This is a genomic window from Cyclobacterium roseum (genome assembly GCF_010119225.1).
Taxonomy (GTDB): domain Bacteria; phylum Bacteroidota; class Bacteroidia; order Cytophagales; family Cyclobacteriaceae; genus Cyclobacterium; species Cyclobacterium roseum.
This window is the reverse complement of record NZ_WNKF01000002.1, coordinates 1-26738: the sequence shown is the minus strand read 5'-3', so window position 1 is coordinate 26738 and position 26738 is coordinate 1. Positions and strand designations below refer to the sequence as shown.

Annotated in this window: 19 protein-coding genes; 7 read left to right on the top strand and 12 right to left on the bottom strand. The window is 48.1% G+C overall.

Annotated features, from left to right (window positions below):
• Position 1 precedes the first annotated feature (1 nt).
• From GJQ68_RS02860 to GJQ68_RS02845, 4 genes are all read right to left on the bottom strand, one after another.
• Complete coding sequence (locus tag GJQ68_RS02860) at positions 2-3088, bottom strand: PVC-type heme-binding CxxCH protein (RefSeq protein WP_162415813.1); 3087 nt, start codon at positions 3086-3088, stop codon at positions 2-4.
• Between the two features lie 119 nt (positions 3089-3207).
• Entirely contained in the window at positions 3208-3396 is a 189-nt protein-coding gene (locus GJQ68_RS02855; protein WP_162340614.1) for a hypothetical protein, read from the bottom strand.
• Between the two features lie 90 nt (positions 3397-3486).
• Positions 3487-4221 carry a 3-keto-disaccharide hydrolase gene (locus GJQ68_RS02850; protein WP_202927874.1) on the bottom strand — a complete coding sequence of 245 codons (735 nt, stop codon included), beginning with the start codon at positions 4219-4221 and terminating at the stop codon, positions 3487-3489.
• A gap of 94 nt (positions 4222-4315) precedes the next feature.
• Positions 4316-5833, bottom strand: a complete 1518-nt coding sequence (locus GJQ68_RS02845) for a DUF4301 family protein (protein ID WP_162415812.1) — start codon at positions 5831-5833, stop codon at positions 4316-4318.
• A 204-nt stretch (positions 5834-6037) separates the two neighbouring features.
• Here GJQ68_RS02845 and GJQ68_RS02840 point away from each other — a divergent pair, with 204 nt between their 5' ends.
• A complete protein-coding gene (locus tag GJQ68_RS02840; protein WP_162415811.1) occupies positions 6038-6178 on the top strand; it encodes a DUF2256 domain-containing protein in 141 nt (46 codons plus the stop codon).
• Here the strand turns inward: GJQ68_RS02840 and GJQ68_RS02835 are convergent.
• On the bottom strand, positions 6161-7495 hold the full coding sequence (locus GJQ68_RS02835) for a DUF5723 family protein (RefSeq protein WP_162415810.1): 1335 nt from the start codon (positions 7493-7495) through the stop codon (positions 6161-6163). The genes GJQ68_RS02840 and GJQ68_RS02835 overlap by 18 nt on opposite strands.
• 131 nt (positions 7496-7626) lie before the next feature.
• Here GJQ68_RS02835 and GJQ68_RS02830 point away from each other — a divergent pair, with 131 nt between their 5' ends.
• Positions 7627-8415, top strand: a complete 789-nt coding sequence (locus tag GJQ68_RS02830) for a hypothetical protein (RefSeq protein ID WP_162415809.1) — start codon at positions 7627-7629, stop codon at positions 8413-8415.
• On the top strand, positions 8409-9413 hold the full coding sequence (locus GJQ68_RS02825) for a S41 family peptidase (protein WP_162415808.1): 1005 nt from the start codon (positions 8409-8411) through the stop codon (positions 9411-9413). The genes GJQ68_RS02830 and GJQ68_RS02825 overlap by 7 nt, the downstream gene beginning before the upstream one ends.
• Here GJQ68_RS02825 and GJQ68_RS02820 read toward each other — a convergent pair whose 3' ends face one another.
• The gene (locus GJQ68_RS02820) at positions 9414-12392 is read right to left on the bottom strand and encodes a PVC-type heme-binding CxxCH protein (RefSeq protein ID WP_162415807.1); all 2979 of its coding nucleotides are present in this window, start codon (positions 12390-12392) and stop codon (positions 9414-9416) included.
• A 75-nt stretch (positions 12393-12467) separates the two neighbouring features.
• The gene (locus tag GJQ68_RS02815; RefSeq protein ID WP_162415806.1) at positions 12468-14039 is read right to left on the bottom strand and encodes a hypothetical protein; all 1572 of its coding nucleotides are present in this window, start codon (positions 14037-14039) and stop codon (positions 12468-12470) included.
• 232 nt (positions 14040-14271) lie between these two features.
• Between GJQ68_RS02815 and GJQ68_RS02810 the strand changes: the two genes are divergently transcribed.
• Together GJQ68_RS02810 and GJQ68_RS02805 are read left to right on the top strand one after the other, a co-directional pair.
• Entirely contained in the window at positions 14272-15132 is an 861-nt protein-coding gene (locus GJQ68_RS02810) for an arylamine N-acetyltransferase family protein (protein WP_162415805.1), read from the top strand.
• 41 nt (positions 15133-15173) lie between these two features.
• Positions 15174-16313, top strand: coding sequence for a BamA/TamA family outer membrane protein (locus GJQ68_RS02805; RefSeq protein ID WP_162415804.1), 1140 nt, complete (start codon positions 15174-15176; stop codon positions 16311-16313).
• Between the two features lie 55 nt (positions 16314-16368).
• Here the strand turns inward: GJQ68_RS02805 and GJQ68_RS02800 are convergent, their stop codons facing one another.
• On the bottom strand, positions 16369-16608 hold the full coding sequence (locus tag GJQ68_RS02800; RefSeq protein ID WP_162415803.1) for a hypothetical protein: 240 nt from the start codon (positions 16606-16608) through the stop codon (positions 16369-16371).
• Between the two features lie 382 nt (positions 16609-16990).
• Between GJQ68_RS02800 and GJQ68_RS02795 the strand changes: the two genes are divergently transcribed.
• Positions 16991-19105 (top strand): right-handed parallel beta-helix repeat-containing protein, encoded by a 2115-nt coding sequence (locus GJQ68_RS02795; RefSeq protein ID WP_162415802.1) that lies wholly within the window; start codon positions 16991-16993, stop codon positions 19103-19105.
• Positions 19106-19274: 169 nt separating this feature from the next.
• Complete coding sequence (locus tag GJQ68_RS02790) at positions 19275-20603, top strand: Gfo/Idh/MocA family protein (protein ID WP_162415801.1); 1329 nt, start codon at positions 19275-19277, stop codon at positions 20601-20603.
• A 42-nt stretch (positions 20604-20645) separates the two neighbouring features.
• On the opposite strand, the gene hmpA is transcribed toward GJQ68_RS02790, so the two are convergent.
• From hmpA to GJQ68_RS02770, 4 genes are all read right to left on the bottom strand, one after another.
• On the bottom strand, positions 20646-21851 hold the full coding sequence (gene hmpA, locus GJQ68_RS02785; protein ID WP_162415800.1) for an NO-inducible flavohemoprotein: 1206 nt from the start codon (positions 21849-21851) through the stop codon (positions 20646-20648).
• A 211-nt stretch (positions 21852-22062) separates the two neighbouring features.
• Positions 22063-24537 (bottom strand): ATP-dependent helicase HrpB, encoded by a 2475-nt coding sequence (gene hrpB, locus GJQ68_RS02780; RefSeq protein WP_162415799.1) that lies wholly within the window; start codon positions 24535-24537, stop codon positions 22063-22065.
• A gap of 78 nt (positions 24538-24615) precedes the next feature.
• Positions 24616-25125: a DUF2911 domain-containing protein gene (locus GJQ68_RS02775; protein WP_162415798.1), complete on the bottom strand. Its 510-nt coding sequence runs from the start codon at positions 25123-25125 to the stop codon at positions 24616-24618.
• A 78-nt stretch (positions 25126-25203) separates the two neighbouring features.
• On the bottom strand, positions 25204-26349 hold the full coding sequence (locus GJQ68_RS02770) for a Gfo/Idh/MocA family protein (protein WP_162415797.1): 1146 nt from the start codon (positions 26347-26349) through the stop codon (positions 25204-25206).
• Positions 26350-26738: the final 389 nt, after the last annotated feature.

Genomic DNA, 26738 nt, shown 5'->3' with positions numbered 1-26738 from the left:
CTTATCTAAGGTTAAGTAGGTAATTCATCAAATCGTTGAACTGTTCCTGGTTCAAGGTGGTGCTGAAATAATCCGGCATCAGCGTAATGGTAGAGGCGGTTTGTTCAATAATATCGGTTTTGGGAACGGAAAATTCCTGTCCACTCTGGTCTGCCATCACGATTACCTGTCCTTCTTCCCGCCGGAAGAGCCCGGAACGGGTTTGCCCATTTTTGAGTTTCAGCGTATAGGTACGGAAGTTTTCGGAAATGTTTCGGTTGGGGTCCAGTACTTTGGTGGCCAGGGCGGAAAGTCCCCAATTACCAATACCGTCCAGTTGGGGCCCAATCATGCCTCCGCCTTCTTCGATACGATGGCACATGCTGCAATGCTGTTCGTATAATGTTCTGCCGGATACCACCTGCGCTTCGCTCTGCTCAAAATGATCCACGCGTTCTGCAATTAACCTTTCCCGTTCTTCGCTGACCGGCAGGAGGTTTTCAGTGAGGGAAGTAAATGCCTCTTTTTGGATTTCTCGAGCCCCTGAAAGGAAGTTTTCTTCTACCGTTCGGTTTTTCAATATTCTGGCGGGTGCCTGACCTTCCCTGATCAGGGAAATTAACTTATCTTTTCCGGCATTTTCAGAGGCCAGTAAGGCAGCGATGGATTCCTGTAGCTCCATAGGAGCATTGCGCATGCCGGTTGATAGTAGGTCTAACGTCTGACTGGAACTGAATCTGGCCATGGAACCGGCGATTTTTCGTCGAAAACTCAGTGGATGCTCCGGGTCGGTCAACCATTTTTGTAAATGATTCACTTGTGCCACCGGATCGGTTTCTACCAGGGCATTTGCCGCCATTATCCGCAGGTCTTCTTTTAAATAAGGATTGCCAAGCATCTGTCGTAGGTGGGGGAGGTGCTCGCGAACTTTCAGAGTTTCGGACATTTCGGCGGCGAACTGCAAGCACTCCGATTCTTCTTCACTCAGGGTGGATTTGGCCGAAAGCTGATCCAGAATCTGTTTGCTAAGTGAAAGGTTCCAGTTCTTAATTTCTGCGGGCCAGTCCATGCCCTGCTGTACCAAGCCTTCATTGATGGCAAGGGCTTTTCGATACGGGGCGATTTCGCCTCCCTTTTGCCTGGCTACTTGTACCAACACAGCCATTCTGGATGCGGGAAGGGTTCGGGCGATGGATGTCAAATAGGGCAAAAACCGGTTTTCTGACACCGTGTTATTTTGTAGATAGTCCAGTAAATATTCTCCGGCGATGCGAGAATGAACGTCTGAAAATACCAGGGCTACTTGCTCGGCTTCCGCTTCATTCCAGGAACCGCTGGCGATGGCCATTGCGATTTCCGCTTGTTTAGCGTGGTTATAAAAAGCATGTTGCAGGGCATAACGTAGGTGGCTGTCGACTTCCGGTGTTTCCATATAGGTTTGCATCAGAGGGCGAATCATTTTCACATCCTGATGAAGGATCAGGTTTTCTGCGGCTACGCGCTGTACATGTGGGCTACTGTCTTTCAGTCCCTCCAGCGTCCACTGAAACTGCGTGTCATTAAATACCACATGTTCCCCTAAAACTCGATGGGCATGCACCCTCACTAAAGGGTCCGGATGATTCAACATTTTCCCCAGCTTAGCCTCAGATAGCGCATCCATCCGGTAGAGTGCCCACAAGGCCTGCACCAGTTGCCGGGAGGGGCTGCGTTTATGGTTTACGATTTTCTCAAGTGAAGGAACGGCCTCTGCCTGATACCGGTCCACCAATTCATCGGTGGCGAGCAAGCGGGTCTGTAGGACCGGATCTTCAAGGGCTTCTATCAGCCGCGCCATGCTTGCCCTGGACCAGTCCGTCACGGGTCTTTCCTGGCCCTGGTAGGTGATTTTCCAAATACGGCCGCTGGTACGGTCTCGTTCCGGATGATCCAGGGGCACCTCATAGTGCCCGATAATGGGGTTGTAAAAATCGGCTACGTACAGCGCACCATCTGGCCCCACCTTGATGTCTACGGGTCGGAACCAGGGATCTTTACTAACCAGAAAATCGGCCTGCCTGGTCGCCTGCGGCGTGGATCCGGTAAAATTCATGGTGCTTCTACTGATGCGGCAGGTAACCACATCACCGGAATAAAAACTGTTTTGATACGCTTCGGGAAATTGCGTGTCCGTGTAATAAACCAGGCCTGAAAGAGCGGTAGAATTAAGCCCGTAATCCATCATGGTAGGAGCGAAGCCTCTATTGGGTTCCTTTTTCCCCCATTGGGTGTAATTTCCGTTTCGGATGAGCTGATAAATGGGAAGGGTATGACAATCGGCTGAATAGTGGTATCCCAGTGCATCAAGGTCCGAACCAAAGGGGTTGATTCTGCCATCACTGGTTTTTTCTGCCCGGCTGCCGTCTAATTTTAAGCGGAATGTATTGCCGGAGACCATTTTAATGGAATCCCCGTCTTTTCCTGCTACGGTAGAAACATTACTGAAGCCATGGGAGGCATGTATCCATCCGTCAAACCCTCGGAAAAGGTTATTGACCATGCCGTGGGTGTCCCGGGTTTCGAAGGGACCGAGCAGCACTTCCCGCTTATCGGCTTTATCGTCCCCATCCGTATCGTAAAAACGGTAGAGGTTTGGAATGCTAAATCCCACGGCACCTCCTTTTACCGGCTGCACCCCAATGGGGATATTCAGATCTTCTGCAAAATGCGTGATTTTATCTGCTTTTCCATCCTTATCGGTATCTTCCAGAATGCTAATTCGATCCGTTCCCTGCCCTGCACCTGCTTTGATAGGGTATTCTGACGATTGACTTACCCATAACCTCCCTTTTTCATCAAAGGCCATGTTGATGGGTTTGGTAATGTCCGGTTCGGAGGCAAACAAACTCACCTCAAATCCGGGGGGAAGAACGAAATCCGCCATTTCTTCTTCCGGAGTTTGAAAGGGAGTCGTCCGGACATGGGCAGCATAGATGGGATCGGGATCTGCTTCCACATAGGTAGAAGCCCGGGGATCGGGAAGGTCAACCTTGCTGGTAACTTGCCTGGGTTGCTGACAGGAATGGAGGATCAGCAGTGCCAATCCTGCGGTAAGGTGTTGGGTTTTCATTAATTTAATAAAGATAATGGTGATAATCCACCCCTTAACATAATCTTTATTCCTGAAACTTACAACCTTGCCCTATTTCCATTTTACGAACGGAGTCCGGATACGGGGATGTACAGGCCTTAACTTCGGTCTTTGGTCGTTTTTAATAGGCCCAATCCGGAACTAAAAAAAATCAGGCCCAAAACTAACAGCACCAGTATCGTTTTCCAATCTCCATCCTCCGGAACCAAAAAAAGATACGCTCCATAAATAAGACCACCCAATCCTATCAATGTAAGCAAGGGGCCAAATATGCGTTTAAAGTTCATAGTATTTTTAAATAGCGAATGATCAAAAATTTTGCCAGAATGAAAAATGCAATTTGGAATCGCATTTAATCCTGTGGACTGCGGCGGGAGTTAGAAATTCGTATCCGGTTCATCAAGGGCCAGGCGTTGCACCCATATATTTCGGAACAATACCTCGTGACCTTCGGCCTGAAGCTTAATTCCTCCCGGACGGTCGGTGATGCCCTTTCCTCCATCTCTACCCCCATCCAGACCTGAATTTGCTCCTCCCCAGACCTGTTGAATGGGTACGTTTTCGTGTATCTTTTCACCATTAAAATAGATGGTGGTCATCGCCTTGTCGGTTACCTTTCCACTTTCATCAAACCGGGCGGCGCGAAACTGTATGTCATAAGCATTCCACTGGCCCAGTCCCTTGTAAACCCGGTAAGGAGCCGCCTTTTCGTTAATCACTGCGGCCATGCCATGATCGGTGCTATCTCCATCCAATATCTGTATCTCGTACCGGTTTTGCAGGTAGACACCGCTATTGCCCCCTTCCTCTTTTATCAGGAATTCCACATGCAAGCGAAAATCGGTAAATTTTTGTTTGGTGACAATATCGGCAGCCCCATATTTTCCACCAGCTCCGGCAGGATCATTGGCACTAACCGCGGTGCCTTTATCTACCGGATCCGGCACAATCTCCCATTTTATGGGTAATTTGGCAGCTAGCCTGGGCCCTTCCCAGTAGGTCCAGTTTTTATGGAGGGAGCTTTTTTTGCCATTAAAAAGCAGTTCGGCCTCTTTTGGGGGCTCTGCGCCCACGCCAATCTGCGCCAATGCGGGAGAGGATATCAATATCATCGATAACAAGCTAAAGAAAACGATAGCAAGGATTCTTCTGGAAATAAAATGTATGTAGTGCATGGATGAATAGTTGGTTGGATAGGTTATCGATTTATTGATGTACATCACGTAATAGATCATTAATGGTTTTGACCGGGTTGAAAGTGATCAGGGGTACTTCCACGAAAATCGAGTTCCAGTGGGCCATGGAGCCATTCCAGAGGCCTGGAAGCTCCTGGGCTTTTAAGTCCCTTCCGCTTTTGGATTTTTGAGTGATGAAGCCGGTTTTCGGGTCCCTAAACGCCATCAAGTCAAAGGCCTTTCCCTGGTAATCCCGAATCCCACAGACCAGGTCGGTCGGATTAAAATGGGTTGCCGCTTGTAATTTGGCCTGCTGATCCGGATCGTCCAGATTTAGCTGGGCGGTTTCTCCAATTTGCAGGGAAAGCGACCCATCCGCTTCTTTTACCCAAAAAGGCCCTCCACCGGGCTCGCCGGTATTTTCAACCATTCCGCATACCCGGATAGGACGATTGAGTTTTTCCCGAAGATAGCGTGCTTTTTCTTCCAGGCCCATGGATGAAAAAGAATCGGGTAGCTTGCCTCCAATCGTTTCGGTAAATACCTTTCGGGCATTCGCCACGGAGGCTTCGCTTACTTCCTCATCCAGGTCTTTTAAGGCCTGAAAGGTGCTGGACTGCGCTTGCAGCAAGACTCCTCCAATGGCTTTTTTATACCGGGTAGTGGTGTCTTTTAACCGGTCTGGTACCACGTTGTCAATATTTTTAATAAATACCAGATCGGCCTCAATTTCATTCAGGTTTGCCAGCAAGGCGCCATGGCCAGCAGGGCGAAAGAGGATTTCCCCACCTTCTTCTGCAAACGGTTGGTTGTCCAGGTCTACAGCTATGGTGTCGGTAGCCTTTTGTTGCTGAGAAAATTCGATCTCAAATTTCACTCCAAAATTCTTTTCCATAGCCGGTTTCACCTCCGCTACCTTTTGCTCAAATTTCTCTTGGTGCTCCGGGGAAACGGTAAAATGTAATCGTACCGTATGCTCTTTGCCGGCTCCATACTGAGCTCCTTCCACGAAGTGCTCCTCTACGGGAGTCCTGTTTTCATTTCCGTAGGCATGGAATTTTAACAGGCCTTTGGGTAAATTTCCGTATCCAAGTCCTTCATCCTCCAGAAGCATGCGTAAGATGCTTTTATAGTTCTTTTCTTTTAAGGCCGCATCCACACTGCTGCCTGCTTTTTTCAATTCATTATCCAAATCCTCGTAAAACGCAAATGATTTGAGGGAATCAAAAAATTGCCGGACAAAGGAGTCTTTTTCCAGTGAGGGGTTCTCTTGTTCCAGGAACCCGAATAGATTTTTAAACATCCGGCTGGCCGCACCGCTGGCCGGAACAAACTTTACCAGTACCTTCGAAGGAGCAGCAGCCTCGTAATCTTCCATTGCTTTTTTCAACGCTTGCTCATTCAGCACCCGAATTCCTTCCCCGATTTTTGCGGGATTCTGGATTTCTAAAAATGGAAAGCCTTTTTCAAAGTTTCTTAGCTGTTCTTCTACGGTATCAAGGGGCATTCCCTGGATTTCAATTTGTTTCTTTTGCTCGTTGGATAACATGAATATTCGTTGGGTTAAACGGTTTCTATTGACAATCCAATATAGCAATTCCAATTGTGAAAGGACCAATTATTTACAGAAATGTGGCCCGGGGCGGCTACGAAACAGTATTTTTTCTTTAACAGGAGCGGAAAATCTTTTTCCGATTTGTCTGAACAAAATATCAGGGAAATCATTAAATAAATTCACCCTTGCCCTGAACAGATGCAAAGACCGTTTCCACAGAAAATTTGCCCGGTATGCGGGAGGCCGTTTACCTGGAGAAAAAAATGGGAAAAAAATTGGGAACAAGTTCTGTATTGTTCGGACCGCTGCCGCAGTAACCGCTCAAAAGCCCCAGGATAAGCCAAAATGGACATCCAATCGGTTACTGTCCCCCATCAGACCGGTTAGAATGGACTGGCTGCCAAGAAAGAAGCCCCCATACTGTAAGCCCAACCCACCCGTCAGTCCCGACACCTGATGCTGCATCCAGGGGGAATACACTTCTAGCTTTCCGGCAATGAACCGGGGGGTCAATACCAGCAGATCTGACGAACTTAGCTGGCTGTTTCTATTTTCATCCTGCATTCTCTTTTGTCCATATAGGGAAATCTGGAATTGCCTCACCGGGCTAAACTCAACATAGGCGGCCAAAAATTGGGGCAACTGTATGCGGTTTTGCGAAATGTCATTGGAAATGGTAAAATAGCCGCTATCAACCAATTGCTGTTCAATTTCCGCCGCCGAACCCTGTAGATTATCGATGCGAAAGGATTCATTTTCCGGAATATTCATGGTATAATTTCGCGTGGTTTGGTTTTCTGTAGTCGTCATCCCTCCTAGATTTTTCAGGGACAAACCCAGGTTGACAAAGGGTTTATCTCCCCGCTTCAGCAGGTAATTCAAGCCCAGATCCATAGCAAAACCTTTTGGAGCAAAACCCCTCCATAAATCCGTATCGAAGGCTAGCCCGTTTCCAGTATCCCAGCGATCATCGTAGGATAGGTTTAGGTTACCCCGGGAATCTGTCAGCCGGATCTGATCAGGTCCCGACAGCAGCGTAGCCTGAATTTCATCCATACCGAAATTGGCATAGGTACCAGGAAATAAAAGTTTAAAATGTCCTCCTAACGAGAGGGATTGGGTTTCGGTCTCCCAAATCGAGGTCCCGGCCATTAAACCCAATTCCATCCATCCAACGGCATTGATACGTTGATTATAGGGAATGTCCAACTGTGCCTGATTGGTGGTACCGGAGGTACTTTCGCTTACAATGGCATCCCCTAAATCCGGATTAAAATCAATAACATCTATCTTGCCCCTCAGCTGAGAGGTGAGTCCAAGGGACCATTTATCAAACCGGATGCCTGCGGAAGGACCTAAAACAGCGAAATCAGTACGTAGATTTACCGGATCCGAAACAGATTGAAACAGGTTTTCCCATTGGCCAGGGTCTGAGATGATATCCTGAAAAGAGAGCATGTTGTTATCCATTGCTTCTCCCACTGCAAAAAAGGATACTTCCACTTTTTTGGTGAGATTATTTAACTCCGCAGGATTCATCAATGCATTGATCATGCCTTTACGCTGGCTGTTTTGTATGCCTAAAAAGCTTTCCTGCGCCATGCTGAGGTTCCAGGTAAAAAAAAGGATAAAAGAAAAGAATAGAGTGAATTTCATGACGATTTATTTTAAAAATTTCCAGACATGAAATTAGAAAAATATCGGTTGAATTCTACCCGGCAAACAGGAATATTTCCAGATTTTATTACTTTTAGCAATTGCTTTGGCAAACAAAAGAATAAAAGATAATGCGATTTTTCTCCCCTAATTTCATTCTCCCATTTCTACTGGCCTTTGGTGCGGCTACAGCTGCCTTTTCTCAAACGAAAGGAAACCTCTGGCTGGCCACCGGTTTGCAGCTCCAGTCGGGCCGGGACCGGGGGTTTTCGCCGATGATCTACAGTGGTAACCGAAGTTTTAGCCTGGCTACCTTTGGGATTGAATCTCCCCATAAAACAGAGACTTTCCAATTCGAATTTGGTTATGGCCCCTTGACCAACCGCTTTGGAAATTCCCTGAATTCATTATCTGCGGGGGTATTGAATTACACCTTTTATCATAAAGCGTCCCCAGCGGAAAGGGGCTTTCATTGGGGATGGGCCAATCAAAATGTTTTTAACATCCGAAGGCATAATGGCTTTACAAATTATAGCCTGCGGTACGATTATTTTACCGCTGTTGGTCCTGCACTGCGCTATATATATCCATTTGAGTGGAAAGGTCAATCCTTCAAGTGGCAAACAGTGGCGCATTGGCAGGTAGTGGGGTTTCAAGTTAAATCGGGCTATATAGGGGCTGACCCTGAAGGCCTTTCCGAAGAGGAGACCGGGTTTGGAAATTTACTTCGAGCGGTAAATCCTTTTTTTGCCGGAAAAGATTGGAGTATGGGACTGGAATCCAGCTTGGTATGGACCTTACCCACCGGCAATAGCCTGGCCATAAGGTACCGACCTGAAATTTCTACCCTGGGAGGAGGTCAGCCGGTGCAACGACTGGGACATGCAGTTTTGGTAATGGTAACGATACGTTTATGGTAAAGCAAGCACGCTATTTCTGGATTTTGGTCTTTTTTCTGTTTTCTTGTGAACAATGGGTTCTTCCCACGGACCCTTCACCGGATGCTATTGAGGTATTTGATCGTTTATGGGAAGATGTCAACGACAGGTATTCTTTCTTTTCCCACAAGGGAATTGATTGGGAACAGATAAGGGAAAGGTACCGGGCCAGGGTATCGGATGACATGGGGCAATTGGAATTGTATGAGCTATTGGCTGACATGTTATTCGAGCTCCGGGATGGACATGTGAATTTAAGTACCGGTTTTAACCGAAGCCGAAACTGGGAATGGTATCAGGAGTTTCCGGTCAATTACGATGAAAACCTGATCGAACAGGAATATTTAGGTGCGGACTACTGGATCAGCGGCCCCCTGCTTCACCAGGTGTTGGATGAGGTGCTGTATGTTAATTACCGTTCTTTTGCTCAGCGGATTTCTGAATCCAACCTTCAGGTGGTAGTAGAAAGAGCCAAAAGAAGCCGGGGTGTCATCATCGATGTAAGAAACAATGGAGGGGGTAATCTGAGCAATGCAGTATTATTGGCATCCGCCTTTGCTGAGGAAGAAATGGAATATGCCCGGCAACGAATTAAATCGGGACCGGGGCCGGAGGAGTTTGGGCCCTGGGAGCCGATGATCCTTAGCCCCTGGGAGGAAGATACCTTTACAGGTTTGGTAATCGTCCTGACCAATCGAAGGTCCTACAGTGCCACGAGTTTTTTTGCTCAGATGATGAACACACTTCCCAATGCACTCCTCTTGGGTGATCAAACCGGCGGGGGAGGAGGTACCCCGGTTTTTGGAGAACTGCCAAACGGCTGGACGTACCGGTTTTCAGCGACCCAAACCGTGGACCTGGAAAACCGTCAACTGGAAGATGGAGTTCTGGTAGATTTAAGACTTGACCTGGATCCGGCAGCCATGCAAAGAGGAGAAGATAACCTGATAGAAGCAGCTATTTCGCTGCTTCGGCGTTGATTAGGGGCTGACTGCTTCGGGCCTGTTTTTTTGCTTAAGAAAGGCTATCAAGTCAGCGAGATCCTGTCTACTCATATTTTGTTCCAGTCCATCTGGCATCAGGGAGGTCCCGGTTGTTTCTATGTTGGCAATTCGGTCGCGGGGCAGGGTTTCATCGGTTCCAAAAGTTGTTTTTAGGCTCAAAGAATGGGCAGATTCGGCCATAATTCTGCCGGTAAGCTGCTTGCCGGCTACCGTTTCCACCAGCACGGTTTGGTAGTCGGGTAGTATTTCATAATTGGGTACCAGTGTATGCAATAACAGGGCAGAAGCGGGTTGGTTGTTGATACCTGTTAAATCGGGACCTACCTGCCCACCTTCACCCGAATGGCTGTGGCAAACGGAGCAGTGGGTCATAAATACCGGTTTTCCATTCAGACCATTTCCTTCCATTTCCAATACCCCGCTGTATTGTTCATAGACCTGCATCCTGCCACCTTCTTCCATGGGGTCAAATAGCTTATTTGCTGCTATTCTTACCCGTTCATTTTTAGATTTCATCAGGCTTTGCCGGGTGGTAGAAGGGATGGCTGAGGGAGCGATGTCGCCTGCTTCCAATGCTACAATGAGCTGTTCCAGTAATACCGGATCCTGAAGTAGCTCATTCAAAACAGCCGCCTTCACCTGAGGGGTATAGCTTTTCCATTTTTCAGCCTGAGTAAGTACTTTACCCGCCTGAGTTGGATTTAGTCTCGAAAGCGCACGCACGGCAGCCAGTTGAATTTCGATAGGCTGATAGGGTGCGAGCAGGCCAGCCAGGATTGTTTCAGATGGTCCTTTCGGAAAATACCCCAGTAAAGCTGTGGCCTGAACACGCTGATCGAGAGGAAGCGTTTCCAAGGTTACCGTTTCGGAAAGTTCTGCTATCCATTCTTGCTGCACCTTTTCAGGTAACGGCAGTGAATTTAAATACGCCTCTGGAGATTCTGGATTTTTATCCAGCCCTTGAAACATTCCTGCCAGGAAAAACAAACCATTGGCGGTGTTTTTTCTTTCCAAATACCCGGAAACCAGCTTTTTGGAATCGATAAAGGAAAGGGAACCGCCCAGCAGCTCTCCAAGATCACCAAAAAGGGTTTTTAAACCGTTTCCAGTGGATTTTGCTGCCAGGCTATCCAGGATCGGTAAGAATTGCAGCGATTGATCGCTCAGGCCTGAAAGCACAGCGGTTCGTAACCAGGGGTCCGCGGCATCCCGGACGGCTATCTGGGCCAGCGGGAGTAATTTTGAACTGCCGGGTTGGCCACCTATTACCAGGGCGGCCACAAAGCGGACTCTTGGGTCCGAATCTTCAGCCATCAGAAACAGTTGATTTTGTAGGGATGATGCGGTTAGCTGGTGGAGTTGGGCTAGTTGGAGTGCCTGCTCCCTGACACCCGGATCTGGGTCTTTCAATGCCGCTAGGAGCGTACTTTCCTCCAAGGCCGTCAAATGTTGCAGCAGCCAGAGCGCCCTGACGCGAGTTTCGGGCAGGGAAGCACCCGTAGCAAGCGATTTTAACTCAGGGCTGATTTCTTTTGGTTTGGCTTCCAGTAATAATCTGAATGCCGTTTCCCTGGACCAGGCATCCGTGGAGGTTAAGGCTTGTAGGGTTTCAGGCAGACTTACCGGATCCTTTTTGGGAAAAACGAAATCAAGTTCCTGGTAGTGGAAAGACTGGTTGCTAACCCGGTAGATCCTTCCTTTGTTTTTGCCGCTGGAAAAATCCAATTTCTCCCTGGCCTCCTCCGGCACATAGGAGGGATGATCGATGATTTTCCGGTACATATCGGCCAGATACAGCGCACCGCGCGGCCCATGAGCGAGAAAAACCGGGTTAAACCAGGTGTCCGTGGAGGATAAAAATTCCCAGCCATCATGAACCCTGGAAGAAGAGAAACTGGCTCCTTCTTTTTCCAGCTTCTGTCGTTGAACCAGGTTTTGAGCGGGTTCACAGATAAAGGCGTTCCCTTGATGCATTTTTGAAAGGCCCATGCTTTGATAAATCAAGGTGCCGCATGCGGAGGTAAAAGTGCCGTCATGTGAACGGCCCATTAGCTTGGGAATATAGGCTGCCGTGGTCACGGAGGAACTAATGGGGAAAACCAGTGCTTCCGACTCTACCGGAGAAACGTTCTGTATAGTGGACGTACGCAAAAGATTAGGATTCTGATCCAGTTGTTCGGTTTCCAGGACAATGTGCTGCAGGGGATGGCGGTTGCTGGTGCCAAATCTTCGGCCAAAGGCATCAAAAGCCAACCCAAACTGGCTCTTTCCACCGGTAAGTTCAACGTCCAAGGTTTCGGGATGAAAGCGGCTGTCCGAGGAGGTGAAGATCAATGGTTTGGTATCGGGTCGGGAGGGCGCATAAACATCTCCTCCCGTTAGGCCTGAGGTAAGGTAAATCCACCCATCCAATCCCAAAATAGGGTGGCTGACGCGGATTTGCGCCGTTCGGCTGGTGTCAAATCCCGTCAGGACAATTTCACGAACATCCGCTTTGCCATTTCCATTGGTATCTTTCAGGTAATACAGATGGGGGGCGCAGGTGACAAACACTCCGCCTTTCCAAGGCAGGATGCCGTTGGGATACCCAAGATCATCCGCAAATACCGTCCGGTAATCGTATTTCCCATCCCCGTCCCGGTCTTCCAGCCGGGCTATTTTACCCAGGTTCTCGGCTGCAGATCCATCCATCGGATCCGGGTAACCGGTATTCTCGGCCACATACATTACCCCCCGCTCGTCAAAAGCAAATGCAGCAGGGTCGGCAACCAGGGGCTCTGCCGCAATCAGGTCAATTTGTAAGCCAGGTTCCAGTTGGAAAGCCGCCAGGGCGGCTTTGAGTTCGGCAGAATCGGGATACGTGTAAAGAAAGGAATTAACGGGGTTTTCCTGCCGTTCAAAGACAGGCTGAATTTCTTTTTCATCACTGCCCTTCTGGCAGGAAAAAAGGAGCATGGGTATAAGGATACCAAAAAGAAGGGAGTTAATGCAGCGTAAGATCATCGACATCAGTATAGGGTAGTGTTAAAATTACCGACCTGTTTCCGGGGGCACATTGCCATAATTCCAGGGCTTCCCGCTAAAGGGCGGCGCTTTGGGATGCTGAGGAAGCGGATCAGGATTCAATTGGCGGATGAGTTCCAGGCTGGAAGCGACGATTTTGGTTCCGGCATTCACCTCCAGGTTGCTATAGGAAGTCAGCCGGGTTTCATACCCACCACCATCCGGCTCGAAGGCTTTGGTAGTAGGTACGTATCCCACGCAATCGTTTGCCATGGTCACCGGAAAGGTGAATGGAAAGACACTTTTTGATTTTAGTTCGAGACCCAATTCGCAGAAGAACTCTGCCGGATTGGCTGTCAGTACTGCAGGCCCGATTTGAATGGCCTGCAAGGGAAGTTTATGAACGGGGTTTTGTCTTCCCCAGCTGTCCAGCAAGACGGTTTCCTTGGCAAAAATCCAGGCAGTCCTGCCAACCTGTTCCGGAGTCTTTTTTACCATTTTCATGGCTTCCCGGACCACTGCCTCAGTGGGCATTCTTCTTTTTAAGGACAAGATGGTGGCATGGGAGCGAATTTTCATACGGTTTGATTTGGGAATTTGCAGGAGGGTTTTTACAGCTTCTGCCCCTACGCTGGCACCCACTAGTCGGGCCCAATCTTCGCCGGAGGGATGAATGTCCGGGTTTCGGTTATTTACCTGGGTCACATCACCACTGGCTCCTTGCAAAAACACAACGACACAATCCTGCCCAAAGGCACCCCGAATCGTTTGCTCCATATAATACACCCAGTTAGCTGAAATGCCGCCGGGGTTGGTAGTGGTATGGCAGGCATAATTTACCAGACAGCCGATTAGTTTGCCCTCCGAATCCCAGGTCCCGATCACTCCGACTTCCGGGTCTATGGGCCCGGCTACCTGCAAAATGTCTGGGTTCAATTGCCCGGGATGGGTGTAAGTCCTGCCATTTTTCATCAAAAACCTTCGATTAAAGGCTACTTTTTCTGCTACGCCACTTCCCATTCCTATGTTGACTTCCGTAAGCTTATCCAAGGCATGGAGGGCAGTGCTAAGGGTTACCTCCTTAACGACTTCCAAGTAAGCCGGGTCGGCACAGGAGGATTTCTCATAGGCCAACTCCCGAATAAAGGCAGGGGCATGATCGTATTGTCCCGGTTGGACCATGGCCGTGGGGCCGGAGGAATGGGAGTGGGAAGCGGCGATCAAGATGTCACCGTCCTTAATTTTAGCTTTTTCCTGTATATGGTGTTTGATTTCATCCACCCAGGGCTGGTATACGGCCAGGGCGTCCATGGAGATAATCAGTGCCTTATTGGAGCCGGACTGAAAGGCGGCAATGCGAACCTTACAGGGATCGTGGAAGGACTGGTGGTACTGCTTGCCGTAGTTGCCCGGTTGCTCCATGCCAATTTCCGGAGATATGTCTCCTTCGGCAAAGGCGGCTTTTACGGGGCCTTCATCCGTTTCTACCGATTGGGATTGGCTTGCTGCCCAGAGCGGTGGATTAAATCCCATCGAGGCGGCAGCCAGTGTTGTAGTAACTAGAAATTTCCTCCGGGAAGGGTCATATTTCTTTTCCATGTGTTGTAACGGCTTTGGGTTTGCAATTTTTTTTTTGGAATCCAGACGGTTGCACACGCTTTTCACCTTTATTTTTGTTTTTAAGATACAGGAAATGATTGGTAATCCCAGTTTCTTGATTTTAATTTTACCTCCGCTGCGCTTTCTACCCTCCGCTTGGAGCTAATTTTATCGAATGAAATTATTTGAATTGGCTTGGAAAGCGTATTTTTATTTGAAAAATCAGTGAAGAATGTGCGAAAACCTAAATGATTTACGACTTTTTAATGACCGGCTGGACGAGCGTTCCTTGCAGGCCTATTTCAGCCGGGTCGGGTATCGGGGAGACGGAGAGCCAACGCTTGATGCGCTGAAGGAATTGCATTACTTGCATCCTCAGGCCATTCCCTTTGAAAACATCAATCCCTTTTTAGGGATTCCACTTACCTTGGAATTGCCGGATTTGCTGCAAAAGTTAGTTTTGGAAGGGAGGGGAGGATATTGTTTTGAACAAAACCTGTTGTTTGGGCAGGTGCTGCATTCCATGGGGTTTCTGGTAAAAGGGCTTTCTGCGCGGGTATTCTGGGAGGTTCCGAATGGACAAATTAAGCCCAGGGACCACATGTTATTATTGGTGCAGGTGGATGGAAGGAAGTACATAGCGGATGTCGGCTTTGGCGGTGCTTCGTTTACGGCTCCCTTATCCCTGGATCAGACGGAGGAGCAGGAAACACCGCTGGAACGCTACCGTCTGCAAAAAAAAGGGGATTTCCATTACCTGGAGATTTGGGTGAAAGAACAGTGGCGACTGTTGTATCGATTTGGAATGGAATCTCAACTACTGCCGGATTACGAGGTAGTGAGCTGGTACTTGTGCACCCACCCCCAATCCGTATTTGTGCAGGAACTGATGGCAGCTCGCTGCATGCCCTGGGGCAGGTACGCCCTGCATAATAACCGCTTTACCATCCACCGCAAAAATGAAGAAAGCCAGAAACGAACCTTAACCAGTCCGAGAGAGTTAAAAGAACTACTGGAAGAACTATTTTTGATTCAGTTACCATCACACGAAAGCATGATGGAAAAGCTTAAACAATTGGTCTCGGAAGATTAGGTTACTTTACCAGTTTGGTATTTTTATGAACGCGCAAAATCATGGTTAATAAATGCTGGTTTACGGCTTTCCTTATGGGAAGCTTTCTTTTGTTTGGAGAAGCGGATGCACAGGGTTTTGTCAAGCGGTATCTGAATTCGATTTTGAATGATACCAGTGATATTTCCCGTCCACAGTTTCTAATGTATCCTACGCTGGCCTATGCGCCCGAGACAAGCTGGGAGATTGGTTTCAGTGCTTTGTACGTCTATTATGCCAATAGGGATACCACCCATCGATTAAGTGAAATCAACGGGTTTACCTTTTTTACCCTTGAAAATCAATACGGTTTGTGGATTGATCATGCCAATTATTCTCCGGGCGATAAATGGTTTTTTTTGGGACGTATACGGCTGCAAAGTTTCCCCTTATTGTATTATGGTATAGGAAGCGAAAGTCCTCCGGATTTCTTGGCCCGGGTAGATGCCAATCAGATTTGGATCAAAGAGCGGGTCTTAAAAAAGGTTCGGAAAAATTTGTTTTTTGGTCTTGAAATGGATTGGCAGCGGTTAAGCCAGGTTCGATTTGTGCCGTCCGAATCAATGGAATCAATTGTGCTACCGGCTGGATATCGGGGAAGTTCCAATCTGGGATTAGGACTGGGACTGGTCTACGATGACCGGCACAATGTGCTGAATGTACGAGACGGGTTTTTTTCCGAATTGGCCGTTATGAGGTACAATCCCTTCTGGAAAAGCGAATTTAATTTCACCAGCTTTTTGTCCGACACTCGTTTTTATCGTCCTGTCGGCAAAAGCAACGTTTTTGCGGCCCAGGTATTTGGGCAGTTTCAAACAGGAGAAGTTCCTTTCAACCAATTGTCACTGATGGGCGGGGAAAGTCTGATGAGAGGCTATTATACCGGTAGGTACCGGGATCGCAATCAATTGGCCGGACAAGTAGAAATGCGTTTCTTGCCCCTTCCCCTGGGGTTTAGCAAGCGAATCGGGGCGGCTGTTTTTGCAGGGGCAAGTCAGGTTTTTCCCGAGGTGAAAGCCCTAAAATGGGATAATACCGTATGGTCTGCCGGTGCCGGCTTGCGGTTTCTCCTTTTTCCTAAAAAAGACATCTATACGCGCCTCGATTTTGCCTTTACCGAGGAAGGGACCGGTTTCTACCTTTTTATCGGGGAATCTTTCTAAGACGTCGCACCCAAACCTACAAAGCTCTCGAATACAATCGTCTGGGACGATTGTATTAATTTTGACTTAGTAGATTGTAATCAGGCTTGAAGTCGATCAGATGAATTCTCGGAGCGTTTTTTTTTTCATCCTTCTCCGGTAATTTTCCCACTTTCCAGTTAGCCGGTTTTTGATATTTCCCCTCATGTTTAAATTCCTCAAACGTTTCAGGATCATCTTCCGCTGATATAACTGCCTTAATGATGAATAAAAGTCCCAAACTGATTCCTACTGCCACAGATATTAGAATGTACATTTCCATAGTTTCCGATCATTAAAAAAGCTTTTCTCTAAAGAACGCTGGTTATTAGGTTCTTTTTAGATTTTTTGGTTCCGAATTATTGATTAACATTTCAAAATTAATAAAATTAAATTACAATTTTTAATAAAAAATACTTGTTTTTATGATTAATTTTTTGTAAATATAAAATAGTATTTTGTTGTATTATTTTTGTATTTCGTGTTTGTTCTGATGATTGTACCAAAATGGGTCTCCGCTAAATCCTATAAAGGAAGGGGTTTAATGGCTATTTCCGCCTTTTACGCTTGATTTTATCCCAAATTCACTTGGGCTACAGGTGTTTTCTGTTTACTTTTAATCAATAGGATTAATTAATTATTTCACTAATTTCAATTTTATGTTTGGTTTGAATCGGTTTTCCTGGTCTATTTTTTTTATTTTCTTGTTGATGCTATCGGTGACGGGTTTTGGGCAGGAAATCCACGTTTCCCCCCGGGGAGCGGATTCCGGCCCGGGCAGCCAGGCCCAACCCCTGAAATCCATGGAGGGAGCAAAGCGGTTTATCCGTAAGCTGAAAGCGGAAGGGAAGTTTACCCAAAATATCCAGGTGATTTTTCACCCGGGTGACTATTTTATTTCCTCCCCGGTTCATTTCGGAATGGCGGACAGCGGCACGGAGGCCCATTCGATTACCTACCGGGCCGCGGAAGGCGCAACCGTTAATTTCATTGGGTCCAGGCAGGTCAGCGGGTTTGAGTCTATTGGCGGGGGTGTTTACCGGGCTGATGTGAGCGGAAAGGATTTTGAGCAATTGTACGTCAATGGTAAGCGGGCTACGCGGGCAAGAACGCCTAACAAGGGAGCGTTTTTTGAAGTCCAATCCGTAAAGGAGACCCTCTTTGACGGAGAAGAGGAGCGGGTTCCGGCGTTTGCCATTCAGGAAATCACCATTGATTCTCTGGAAGCAAGCAAACTCCAGCTCGACGCAAGGCCCTCGAAAGCCCTTGCTGTTTTTTACCACAAATGGGACAATACCCGAAAATACATCCAACATTACAATCAGACTAGCCATCAATTCTGGATCAGCGGTGGGGGCATGAAGCCCTGGAATCCCATTAATGAGACAGCGAGGTATTATGTGGAAAATATGAAATCAGCGCTGGATGCTCCCGGAGAGTGGTTTCTGGATCCCGATGGCTCCTTATATTACATCCCCGAAGAAGGAGAGACCATGGAAACCGCGGAGGTATTTGCTCCAGTCACGGAACAATTACTGGTGATTTCGGGTAATTCTCAGGAAGAAAAGGTTCGAAACGTACACTTTGAGGGATTGCGGTTTTTATTTACCGGCTACCGTACCCCGATTTCCGGAAATGAGCCAGCACAGGCAGCCGCTCCAATACCCGCTGTAGTCATGGTAGACTGGGCTGATCGCGTACATTTTCGAAAATGCGAAATTGCCCATACGGGTGTAGGTGCCATCTGGTTACGAAACGGGGTAACGAATAGTACACTTCACCAAAATTACCTGCACGACCTGGGTGCCGGAGGGGTAAAGATCGGCCCCTTGGCTGCCGGCAATTCGGAGGATCTGGAGCAAAAACTAGCTGGATTTAACCAGGTGGACAACAATATTATTCGCGATGGAGGCTGGGTTTTTCCCTGTGCGGTCGGAGCCATGCTGTTTCATGCCCATGACAACGAACTAACTCATAATGAAATAGCTAATTTCCGGTATTCGGGCGTTTCGGTAGGTTGGGTCTGGGGGTACGACCATAGTTTTTCCAAACGGAACAGCATCAAATTTAACCACATTCACCATTTGGGCTGGGGTGATTTGAGTGATATGGGCGGGATCTACACGCTCGGAAAGTCGGAAGGAACGGAAGTAAGCCACAATCACATTCACCATGTTTACTCGATGACCTATGGGGGTTGGGGCCTGTATACGGACGAAGGCTCTACCGGAATCCTTATGGAAAACAATCTGGTTTATGCCTGCAAAAATGCTGGTTTTCATCAGCATTATGGAAAGGAAAACCGGATTCAAAACAATATTTTTGCCTATAACCGGCTTTCACAGCTACAAGCCACCCGGGTGGAACCCCATACCTCTTTTACCTTCACCAACAATATCGTCTTGTACAAGCAGGGCACTTTGCTTTCCAGTAATTGGGACAAAATCAACCTGAATTCCGACCATAATTTGTATTGGGATGTGCGCGGAAGAGAGCCGAAATTTGGGGACATGGACTGGAAGGAATGGCAGCAAAAGGGAAATGATCGCCATGGTATCATCCGAAATCCCGGTTTCCGGGATGCCGCTAATTTTGATTTTTCCTTCGTCGATCTTTCGGCTGCGGAGTGGATAGGTTTTGAGCCCTTTGACCCGAAAAGGGCAGGGGTCTATGGAGAGGATGATTGGGTCAGGCTGGCCGCTTTTGATCCGGAGTTAAAGAAAAAATTTGATGCCCTGGTAGAGGAGCTTTCGAAAAAGGAATCAGGGGATTGATAATGGTTTGGTTCATAGCTGGGACTTTCGGTTTTTTTTTGTTATTTGTACCTGCTTTAAAAAAAGGTGAATTCGGCTGTCCAAACGTTGTCAGGCCTATTTATCTTATGGTTTTTTCCATAATCCGGAATTACTGCATCACAAATCATTTAATCAATAACTCAAAAAAATGAACAAGAAAAAAAAGAACCTACTCTCCAGACGGAAGTTTATGGGTACGGGCCTACTGGGAGCTGCCGGAATCGGAGTGTTGCCCCAAAGTGGATTTGGGAAGGCACCTAAGCTTAGGAAAGCTGCTGCCAGCACCCTTCGTTTGGGGTTTATCGGACTGGGCAGGCAGGCCAATGGCTTGTTAAATAGCTTTATTTCCATGCCAGATATCGAAGTGATCGCTGGTTGTGATGTCTATGGGGCAAAAAGGCAACGATTTTTGAACCGCACGGCAGCTTACTATCAGGAGCATCAGCAGCAGGTGGACGTAAAGGTATACGAAAACTACCACGATCTGCTAGCCAGAAAGGACGTAGATGCGGTAGTCATTGCCACTCCCGATCATTGGCATGCATTGATAGCCATCGATGCCTGCAAAGCAGGAAAGGATATATACCTGGAGAAGCCGCTAACCTTTACGATTAAGGAAGGACAGGAACTCGTGAAAGCGGTCCGCTCCAATAATACCGTGCTGGCAACGGGCAGCATGCAGCGTTCCTACGCCAACTTCCAACAGGCTGTTACCATGGTTCAAAAAGGACGCATTGGTCCGGTCAGTAAGGTTTTTGCCTGCGTAGGAGGGCCTCCAAAACCCTTTGACCTGCCTAAGGAAACCATCCCCGAGGATTTGAACTGGGATCTTTGGCAAGGTCCCTTGGATGCTCCCATTCATTTTAATAATGAGCTAAATCCGCCCATATCCCTAAATCCTCCTGAAAACGAGAAAATGTGGGGAGGCTGGCGTTGGTACAAGGAAACCGGTGGGGGACTGACGACCGACTGGGGAGCGCACATGTTTGACATCGCCCAGTGGGCCATAGGAATGGACCGGAAGGGGCCGGTGGAGATCATTCCTGCCGGGTATCAGGATACCGAACACCTGACTTTTAAGTATGCCAATGGGGTGACGGTTACGGAGCAGCCTTTTGATGAAAATGAAACCAGGGGTTGCAAGTTTTTTGGTAGGGATGGCTGGATAGAGGTTTCCCGATCCCATTATAAAGCCTCCGATCCTTCCTTGTATCCGGTACTGGAAGACGGTGAAAGCCTTCAGGGTGGCGGCGGAGGCGCTCATCACGTTGATTTTATCGAGTCCGTTCGGCGAAGAAAAGATCCCATCGCCCCGGTAGAAATAGGCCACAGCACTTGCGTGACTTGTACCTTAGGGAATATCGCCTATGATTTGGGAAGACCGCTGAACTGGGACCCCGAAAAGGAGCAGTTTGTTAATGATGCTGAGGCGGAAAAACACCTGCACCGGCCCTATAGGGCTGGATACAGGTTGTAATGCAGAAAAAGCGGTATCTAAATGATGCCGCTTTTTTTATCGCTAATTTAAATGAAGTGTCTGGGGACCAAACTCTTCAAAAAAGATGGATTCCTTCGGAATACCCATTTCCAATAGGGTAGCGTGCTGGGCTTTTATAAACCCAGCCGGTCCGCAAATATAAAATCTGCTGTCTTCCCGAAGCGAAGGTAATTTTTCCAAATCCATGGGACCTGCGTGAATGCCTTCTCTTCTATCTTGCGTGTCAAGCTGATCGTAAAAAACATGTTTCTCAATCAGGGAATGGCTGGCGGCAAGTTGCTGTACCGGTTCCCTAAAGGCATGCACCGATTTATTTCTGCAGGCATGCACCCAGGTAAGGGGATGGGTTAATGTGGTTGTGGCCAGCGTTTCCAACATACTCATTAGGGGCGTTATGCCTACCCCACCACTGATAAGGGTAAGGGGACGATTCATAGGTTCCGATAAGGTAAAGTCTCCTGTGGGGGCACTGAGATTCACAATGGCACCTTCCCCAATGTGATCGTGTAGGTGATTGCTTATCATCCCATTGATATTCAAACGGGAATCTTTTTCTCTTTTTACGGAAATTCGGTATTCTTTATCATTGGGAAGGTTGGAAAGGCTATACTGCCTGGCTTGATTCAATTGCAAATCCGGTAAAAAAACCTTCAAGCTGATGAATTGTCCGGGAAGGTGGCGAACCACTTCGCCTCCATCCGACGGCTTTAGGTAAAAGGAAGTTATTTCTTCCGACTCGTTTACCGTTTTTGATACAACAAATGGACGCCAGCCAGTCCATCCACCGGGAAGCGCACTTTGGGTCTGGTACATTTTTGACTCCAGGTTTATCATCAAATCAGCCAGCTCCTGATATGCCAACTCCCAGGCTTCGAGAATTTGCGGTGTCGCTGCATCCCCAAGAACTTCCTTTATAGAGGCCAGCAGGTGGTTCCCCACGATGGGATAGTGTTCGGGGCGAATGTCCAGGCTTACGTGTTTATGACCAATTTTTTCCAATTCAGGTAGCAAAACGCCTGGGTTGGCTATGTGTTCGGCATAGGCTAATACTGCCATTGCCAGGGCTTGCTGCTGTTTGCCGGATTTTTGGTTTCCCATGTTAAAGGTGTTTTTTAGCTCGGGGTGGTGTAAAAAAAGGCGTTTGTAAAAATGGGTGGTTAATGCTAGCCCACCCTCTTTTAAAACCGGGACCGTTGATAAAATGATGTTGCGTTGGTTCTCGTTCATTTTGTAGGATTATTGATCAGCCATCGACAGGATGTCCGCTGAAAATTTGAAAATCATTACTAAGCTGCAAAGGTAGTAAAAAAGAATAAAAGGTAAAAATATCTTAATATGTTATACTTGAATGTTCACCCGCTATTTTTGGTTTTCATAAAGATAAAAACCCAACTGCTTGTTCGATAGGTACCCGAAAAATGACCGCTTTAACAAGGACTTATTTTTTCCGGGGTACCCCTCTGATCGCTTGCGCATTCCAGGGATCTTCCGGCCAGTGGTGCCTGGGGTACCGGCGTTTCAGTTCTTTTTTTACTTCGTGGTAGGTCTTATTCCAGAAACTTTCCAGGTCTTGGGTCACCTGAACGGGTTTAAATCCGGGGGACAGCAAATGGATCAACACCGGCACTTGTCCCTCATTGATACATGGGGTTTGACTCCAGCCAAACAACTCTTGTAACCTGGCTGCCAGCACCGGCGGTTCACCTGAAGAGGCATATTCGATTTTAACCTTGGATCCACTAGGGAGCTGCAGGTGCTCGGGCGCCAATTGGTCCAGTTCCTGCTGTTGTGCAAAACCCAGGCTGTGTTGGAGAATTTCCAGTAGGGGGAGTTTACTCAGGTCCTCCCCCGATTTCACTCCTTGCAGGTAAGGTGCAAGCCAGGGTTTGGGATTGGAAAGTAGTTGCTCCGTTCGGACATCCGGCCAGCCCGCCCCCGGGTTCCAGTTTCGAAGGCTTAGCACCCTGTTTTGCCATTGGCCAACCTTCTTATCAAATGGAAGAAATCTTTCACCAAGTTGGCTAATGGTTTCCAACAGCACCAGCATCACTTTCTCGGGATCGGGAGTGGGCAGGTTCTTTTTCTGCAAGCGTATCTGACCTATTTTCCATTCTTCGACTGCCAGCACCGATTCTTCCTGCGCATCCCAATAAATTCTGGGTACTATCCGTACCATGGGGCGTAGGTCAGTCGGAGAAAGTGGTGCCGCTAAAAAAATCCGCCCCGTTTTTTCTCCTTCATTCACATGTGCAATGGCAATCCAGGGTTCACGGGCCAAATCATCCTTTCTGTCCATAGAAGCCATGCGCCCATTGGCCAATTGAAAAAGCGCCTGGTTTCCCGGTCTGGCGGAGGCAATTCTTTCGGGAAAGGCCTGGGCCAACAACATTCCCGTCTGATAGGGATCTACCGGTCCGTTTTCTGCCTGTATGCCTAGCAGCTTTCGGAAGGATTGAGCTGCTTTTTCAATCTTTACAAATTCTTTTGGACCCTTTTTGGCCATCCGAAACCTCCGTAAGCCCTCTATGCGTAAGTTGATGTCCACCCCCCTAGCAGCGGGTAAGGGATCTTTTTCTTCGAGTACTGCGGCCAGGTCGGTCGCCAGGGATTCCAGGTTGAGATCCTTGCTGTAGACCAATAGGTGGGCAATTCTGGGATGGCTGGGAAAGCCATGGAGGGCCTGGCCGTGGGCCGTGATTTTACCTGCATCCAGTGCTCCCAGGTGTTCCAGCAAGGTAACCGCCTCTTCCCAATGGCCCTGCGGTGGCGGGGTAACCCAGCTCAATTCCCGGGGATCGGAAATGCCCCATTTATGCAGTTCCAGGGCAAGTGAAGCCAGGTCGGCCTGCAGCATTTCAGGCTCTCGAAAGGGAAGCAGCTTGTCCTGGCTTGCTTTTGTCCAGAGCCGATAGCAGACCCCCGGTCCCAGTCGACCGGCTCTTCCGGCCCGTTGGGTGGCCGTATCCTGGGTGACCGGAAGGGTGACAAGCCGATTCAGTCCGGTGTTGGGGTTGTATTGGGAACTTCGCATGAAACCGCCATCCACCACGATCCGGATGCCTTCGATGGTGAGGCTGGTCTCTGCGATGGCCGTTGCCAGTACCATTTTTCGTTTACCCTGCGGATGGGGCAAAAGGGCAGCCTGCTGCTTGCCAAAGGGCATTTGCCCATAGAGGCTGTAAACGGCCATTTCCGGGTGCCGGTCCCGCAGTATTTTTTCGGTTTTCTTAATTTCCCCCTGCCCGGGAAGAAAGGCAAGCACGTCTCCTGCATGTGCCGTAAGGGCGTTTCCAATGACCGCACTGATGGTTTCCGGTAGGGAATACAGGTCCGCACCGGCTCCATAATGCAGTTCAACCGGGTATTGCTTTCCCTGGCTTTCTACCAGGGGAATGTGCAATTGACCGGCTAAAAGGCGGCTATCCAGCGTGGCAGACATGATTAGTAACCTGAGGTCTTGCCGGAGAAACTCCCGGACCTCCATTCCCAGGGCCAGGCCGAGATCGGCATGCAGGCTCCTTTCGTGAAATTCATCAAAGATGACCAGCCCTACATCCGTGAGGGCATTATCCTGTTGCATCATTCGCGTCAGAATACCTTCGGTGATGACTTCGATTTGGGTGTTTTGTCCGACGCAGGTGTCAAACCGGACCCGGTAGCCTACTCTTTCTCCAAGGGGTTCGCCCAGCAATTGAGCCATGCGTTGGGCAATACTTTTTGCCGCCAACTTGCGTGGTTCCAACAGCAATATCTTTTGGTCCCCTAACCATGGTTCCTCTAGCAAGGTTAGCGGTAAAAGGGTGCTTTTTCCAGCCCCGGGAGGGGCATGAAGCATCAGGAAAAGGTCTTGTCTAAGCAATTGCTTCAGCCGCGGGATAACCTCCAGAATGGGTAATTGGGGAAATGGCTTCAAGGTATTCAGGGAATGATCGTATCGTTAAAAAAGTAACCAAGCAGCCGGTCTCTGAAGCCCGGCTGCTTGATTTGTAAATTACTCTATAGCCGCTTTGGCCTGCCCGTATTCCCACATGACTGCCATGCCATCATCGTGGATTTCGTAGGTCAGGTTTTCCATAAGGGATTGCGTTTGTCCAGAGGGAACGCTTACCCGAAGGGCATCCTGACTTTCGTCGTACTGAGTTCCCCACTGACCGGTTTGTTTATTGAATATAAAGGTGCTGTTGTATTCTCCCGGAATGATAAAGAAGCTGTATTTTCCGGCAGGAAGTGTTTCGCCTTCCACCTTTATATCTTTGCTGGTTTCAAATATCGTGGCTTCGTTCGCACCTGCTCGCCAAACTTTTCCCAGGGGAACCAATCCGCCGAAAATTTCACGCCCTTTTACAGCAGGACTGCTGTAATTGACCGTAATGGTGGCTCCGTTAACCGTTCCTTCGGCTGTTTTTGGTGGACTGGCGCGTTCCTGGGAATGGGATAAAAAGATGACCGACATCATCAGCATTCCTGACAGTCCCAACATTTTAATGGTTGATGTTTTCATTTTGGTTTTGGTTTTGGTTTTGGTTAAGATTTGCTATAAATAACGGGTTAGGGTAAACAATGGTTAACATTCTACCCTTTATATTTTCACCCAGGCCTGTTTTTTATGGCTTTCGATGATGCGTTCACAGATCAGTAATTCCCTGTACCCATCCGCAAAAGTAGGATAGCTTGGTTTTTCGGGTTGCTTGCCTTCGCTGATCGCTGCATATACCTCCTTAAACATCTGCTTGGAAGTATCCGGGAATCCTTCATTATGGCCGCCGGGGAAACCAATCAATTTCGCCGCCTCGGGAGTGAATAGAGAAGGGTCTTTCATCAACTGCTGATTGGCCGTTTCTCTCTTACCGATCCAGAGCTCGTTTGGTTTTTCACTACACCATTCAAAATTAGCCTTGGAGCCGGCAATTTCGATATTGAGTCTGTTTTTCCTTCCGGCGTTTACCTGGCTGACCGTTACAGATCCCTTATTACCATTATCAAAACGCAGCATTACCGTAGCGTGGTCTTCGGTATTGATGGGTACCTCTTCGTAATCCGATTCTTTCAGCATTTTACCACTGTAGGTTTCGATGGCCTTGAGGGGCTTTAGCCGGGTTTTGTGTACGGTAGAAAAATCCGCCATCACTTCGGTTACCTTCAGTCCGGTTACGTATTCAGTCAGGTCCAATAGGTGGGATCCGATGTCAGCGATGGCCCGGGAATCACCGGACTTGTCTGGTTCCAGTCTCCAATTGTAGTCGGTTTGTAAAAATAGCCAATCTTGTAAATAGGATCCCATGATAGAGTAAATGTCTCCCAGTTCTCCGCTTTCCCGCATGGTTTTCATCTGCCGGACCATGGGGTAATAGCGTAGGTTAAAGTGTACGGCGTTCACCAAGCCCGTTTTTTTTGCCAGCGCGACGAGTTCCTCCGCCTCTTCTATCTTTGTGGCCAGGGGTTTTTCGCAGACTACATGTTTACCCGCTTCCAGCACTGCCTTGGATTGGGCATAATGGAGGAAATTTGGGGTACAAATATGGACCGCCTGAATCGAGGAATCTTTGAGCATGTCCTCAAATACCATGGCTTTCTCGATTCCCAATTGGGTCGCCTTGGCTTTGGCTAGCTCCTCGTTGACCTCGCAAAGGGCAGCCACTTCAATGTTAGGGTTTCTTCTCAGAGCTTCAATATGGGCAGGACCAATGAATCCGGTGCCGACCACCGCTACGTTAATTTTTTCCATGATGTTAGGTTTATTTTAAAAGATTAGCCTTAAAGATAGAAGGTACTTTTGTATTTTTCAATGGTAATTTCCTTTTCTGCTGGCGGTGCCTGCAAGCAGGAGGGAGAACCTGTTGGATTAGAGATTCTTTTTCAGGACCTGCTGCTCCCTTCGACAGGCTCAGTTATTGATGATGTGGGGATGTGAGGATGTGGTGATTTGGGGAATCGTACCGTCACTGCGAGAATTAACATTTAAAAAACGCAGAAATCGGGATGACGGTATTTATTTTTAACTATCTAAAAGTCAACATATTAAATAAATTTAAGAATGGCATCAAATCACCTCCCCCCAGGAGGCTGTCCGAAAAGTCGGGCAGCCTCTAATTTAGTTGTTTTTTTTCTCCAAAA

Bases quoted from the DNA above. Each gene is read 5' to 3' on its own strand.
- GJQ68_RS02860 (WP_162415813.1), bottom strand. From the start codon at position 3,088: ATGAAAACCCAACACCTTACCGCAGGATTGGCACTGCTGATCCTCCAT.
- GJQ68_RS02855 (WP_162340614.1), bottom strand. From the start codon at position 3,396: ATGAACTTTAAACGCATATTTGGCCCCTTGCTTACATTGATAGGATTG.
- GJQ68_RS02850 (WP_202927874.1), bottom strand. From the start codon at position 4,221: ATGATATTGATATCCTCTCCCGCATTGGCGCAGATTGGCGTGGGCGCA.
- GJQ68_RS02845 (WP_162415812.1), bottom strand. From the start codon at position 5,833: ATGTTATCCAACGAGCAAAAGAAACAAATTGAAATCCAGGGAATGCCC.
- GJQ68_RS02840 (WP_162415811.1), top strand. From the start codon at position 6,038: ATGCAAAGACCGTTTCCACAGAAAATTTGCCCGGTATGCGGGAGGCCG.
- GJQ68_RS02835 (WP_162415810.1), bottom strand. From the start codon at position 7,495: ATGAAATTCACTCTATTCTTTTCTTTTATCCTTTTTTTTACCTGGAAC.
- GJQ68_RS02830 (WP_162415809.1), top strand. From the start codon at position 7,627: ATGCGATTTTTCTCCCCTAATTTCATTCTCCCATTTCTACTGGCCTTT.
- GJQ68_RS02825 (WP_162415808.1), top strand. From the start codon at position 8,409: ATGGTAAAGCAAGCACGCTATTTCTGGATTTTGGTCTTTTTTCTGTTT.
- GJQ68_RS02820 (WP_162415807.1), bottom strand. From the start codon at position 12,392: ATGCTCCTTTTTTCCTGCCAGAAGGGCAGTGATGAAAAAGAAATTCAG.
- GJQ68_RS02815 (WP_162415806.1), bottom strand. From the start codon at position 14,039: ATGGAAAAGAAATATGACCCTTCCCGGAGGAAATTTCTAGTTACTACA.
- GJQ68_RS02810 (WP_162415805.1), top strand. From the start codon at position 14,272: ATGTGCGAAAACCTAAATGATTTACGACTTTTTAATGACCGGCTGGAC.
- GJQ68_RS02805 (WP_162415804.1), top strand. From the start codon at position 15,174: ATGGTTAATAAATGCTGGTTTACGGCTTTCCTTATGGGAAGCTTTCTT.
- GJQ68_RS02800 (WP_162415803.1), bottom strand. From the start codon at position 16,608: ATGTACATTCTAATATCTGTGGCAGTAGGAATCAGTTTGGGACTTTTA.
- GJQ68_RS02795 (WP_162415802.1), top strand. From the start codon at position 16,991: ATGTTTGGTTTGAATCGGTTTTCCTGGTCTATTTTTTTTATTTTCTTG.
- GJQ68_RS02790 (WP_162415801.1), top strand. From the start codon at position 19,275: ATGAACAAGAAAAAAAAGAACCTACTCTCCAGACGGAAGTTTATGGGT.
- hmpA (WP_162415800.1), bottom strand. From the start codon at position 21,851: ATGAACGAGAACCAACGCAACATCATTTTATCAACGGTCCCGGTTTTA.
- GJQ68_RS02775 (WP_162415798.1), bottom strand. From the start codon at position 25,125: ATGAAAACATCAACCATTAAAATGTTGGGACTGTCAGGAATGCTGATG.
- GJQ68_RS02770 (WP_162415797.1), bottom strand. From the start codon at position 26,349: ATGGAAAAAATTAACGTAGCGGTGGTCGGCACCGGATTCATTGGTCCT.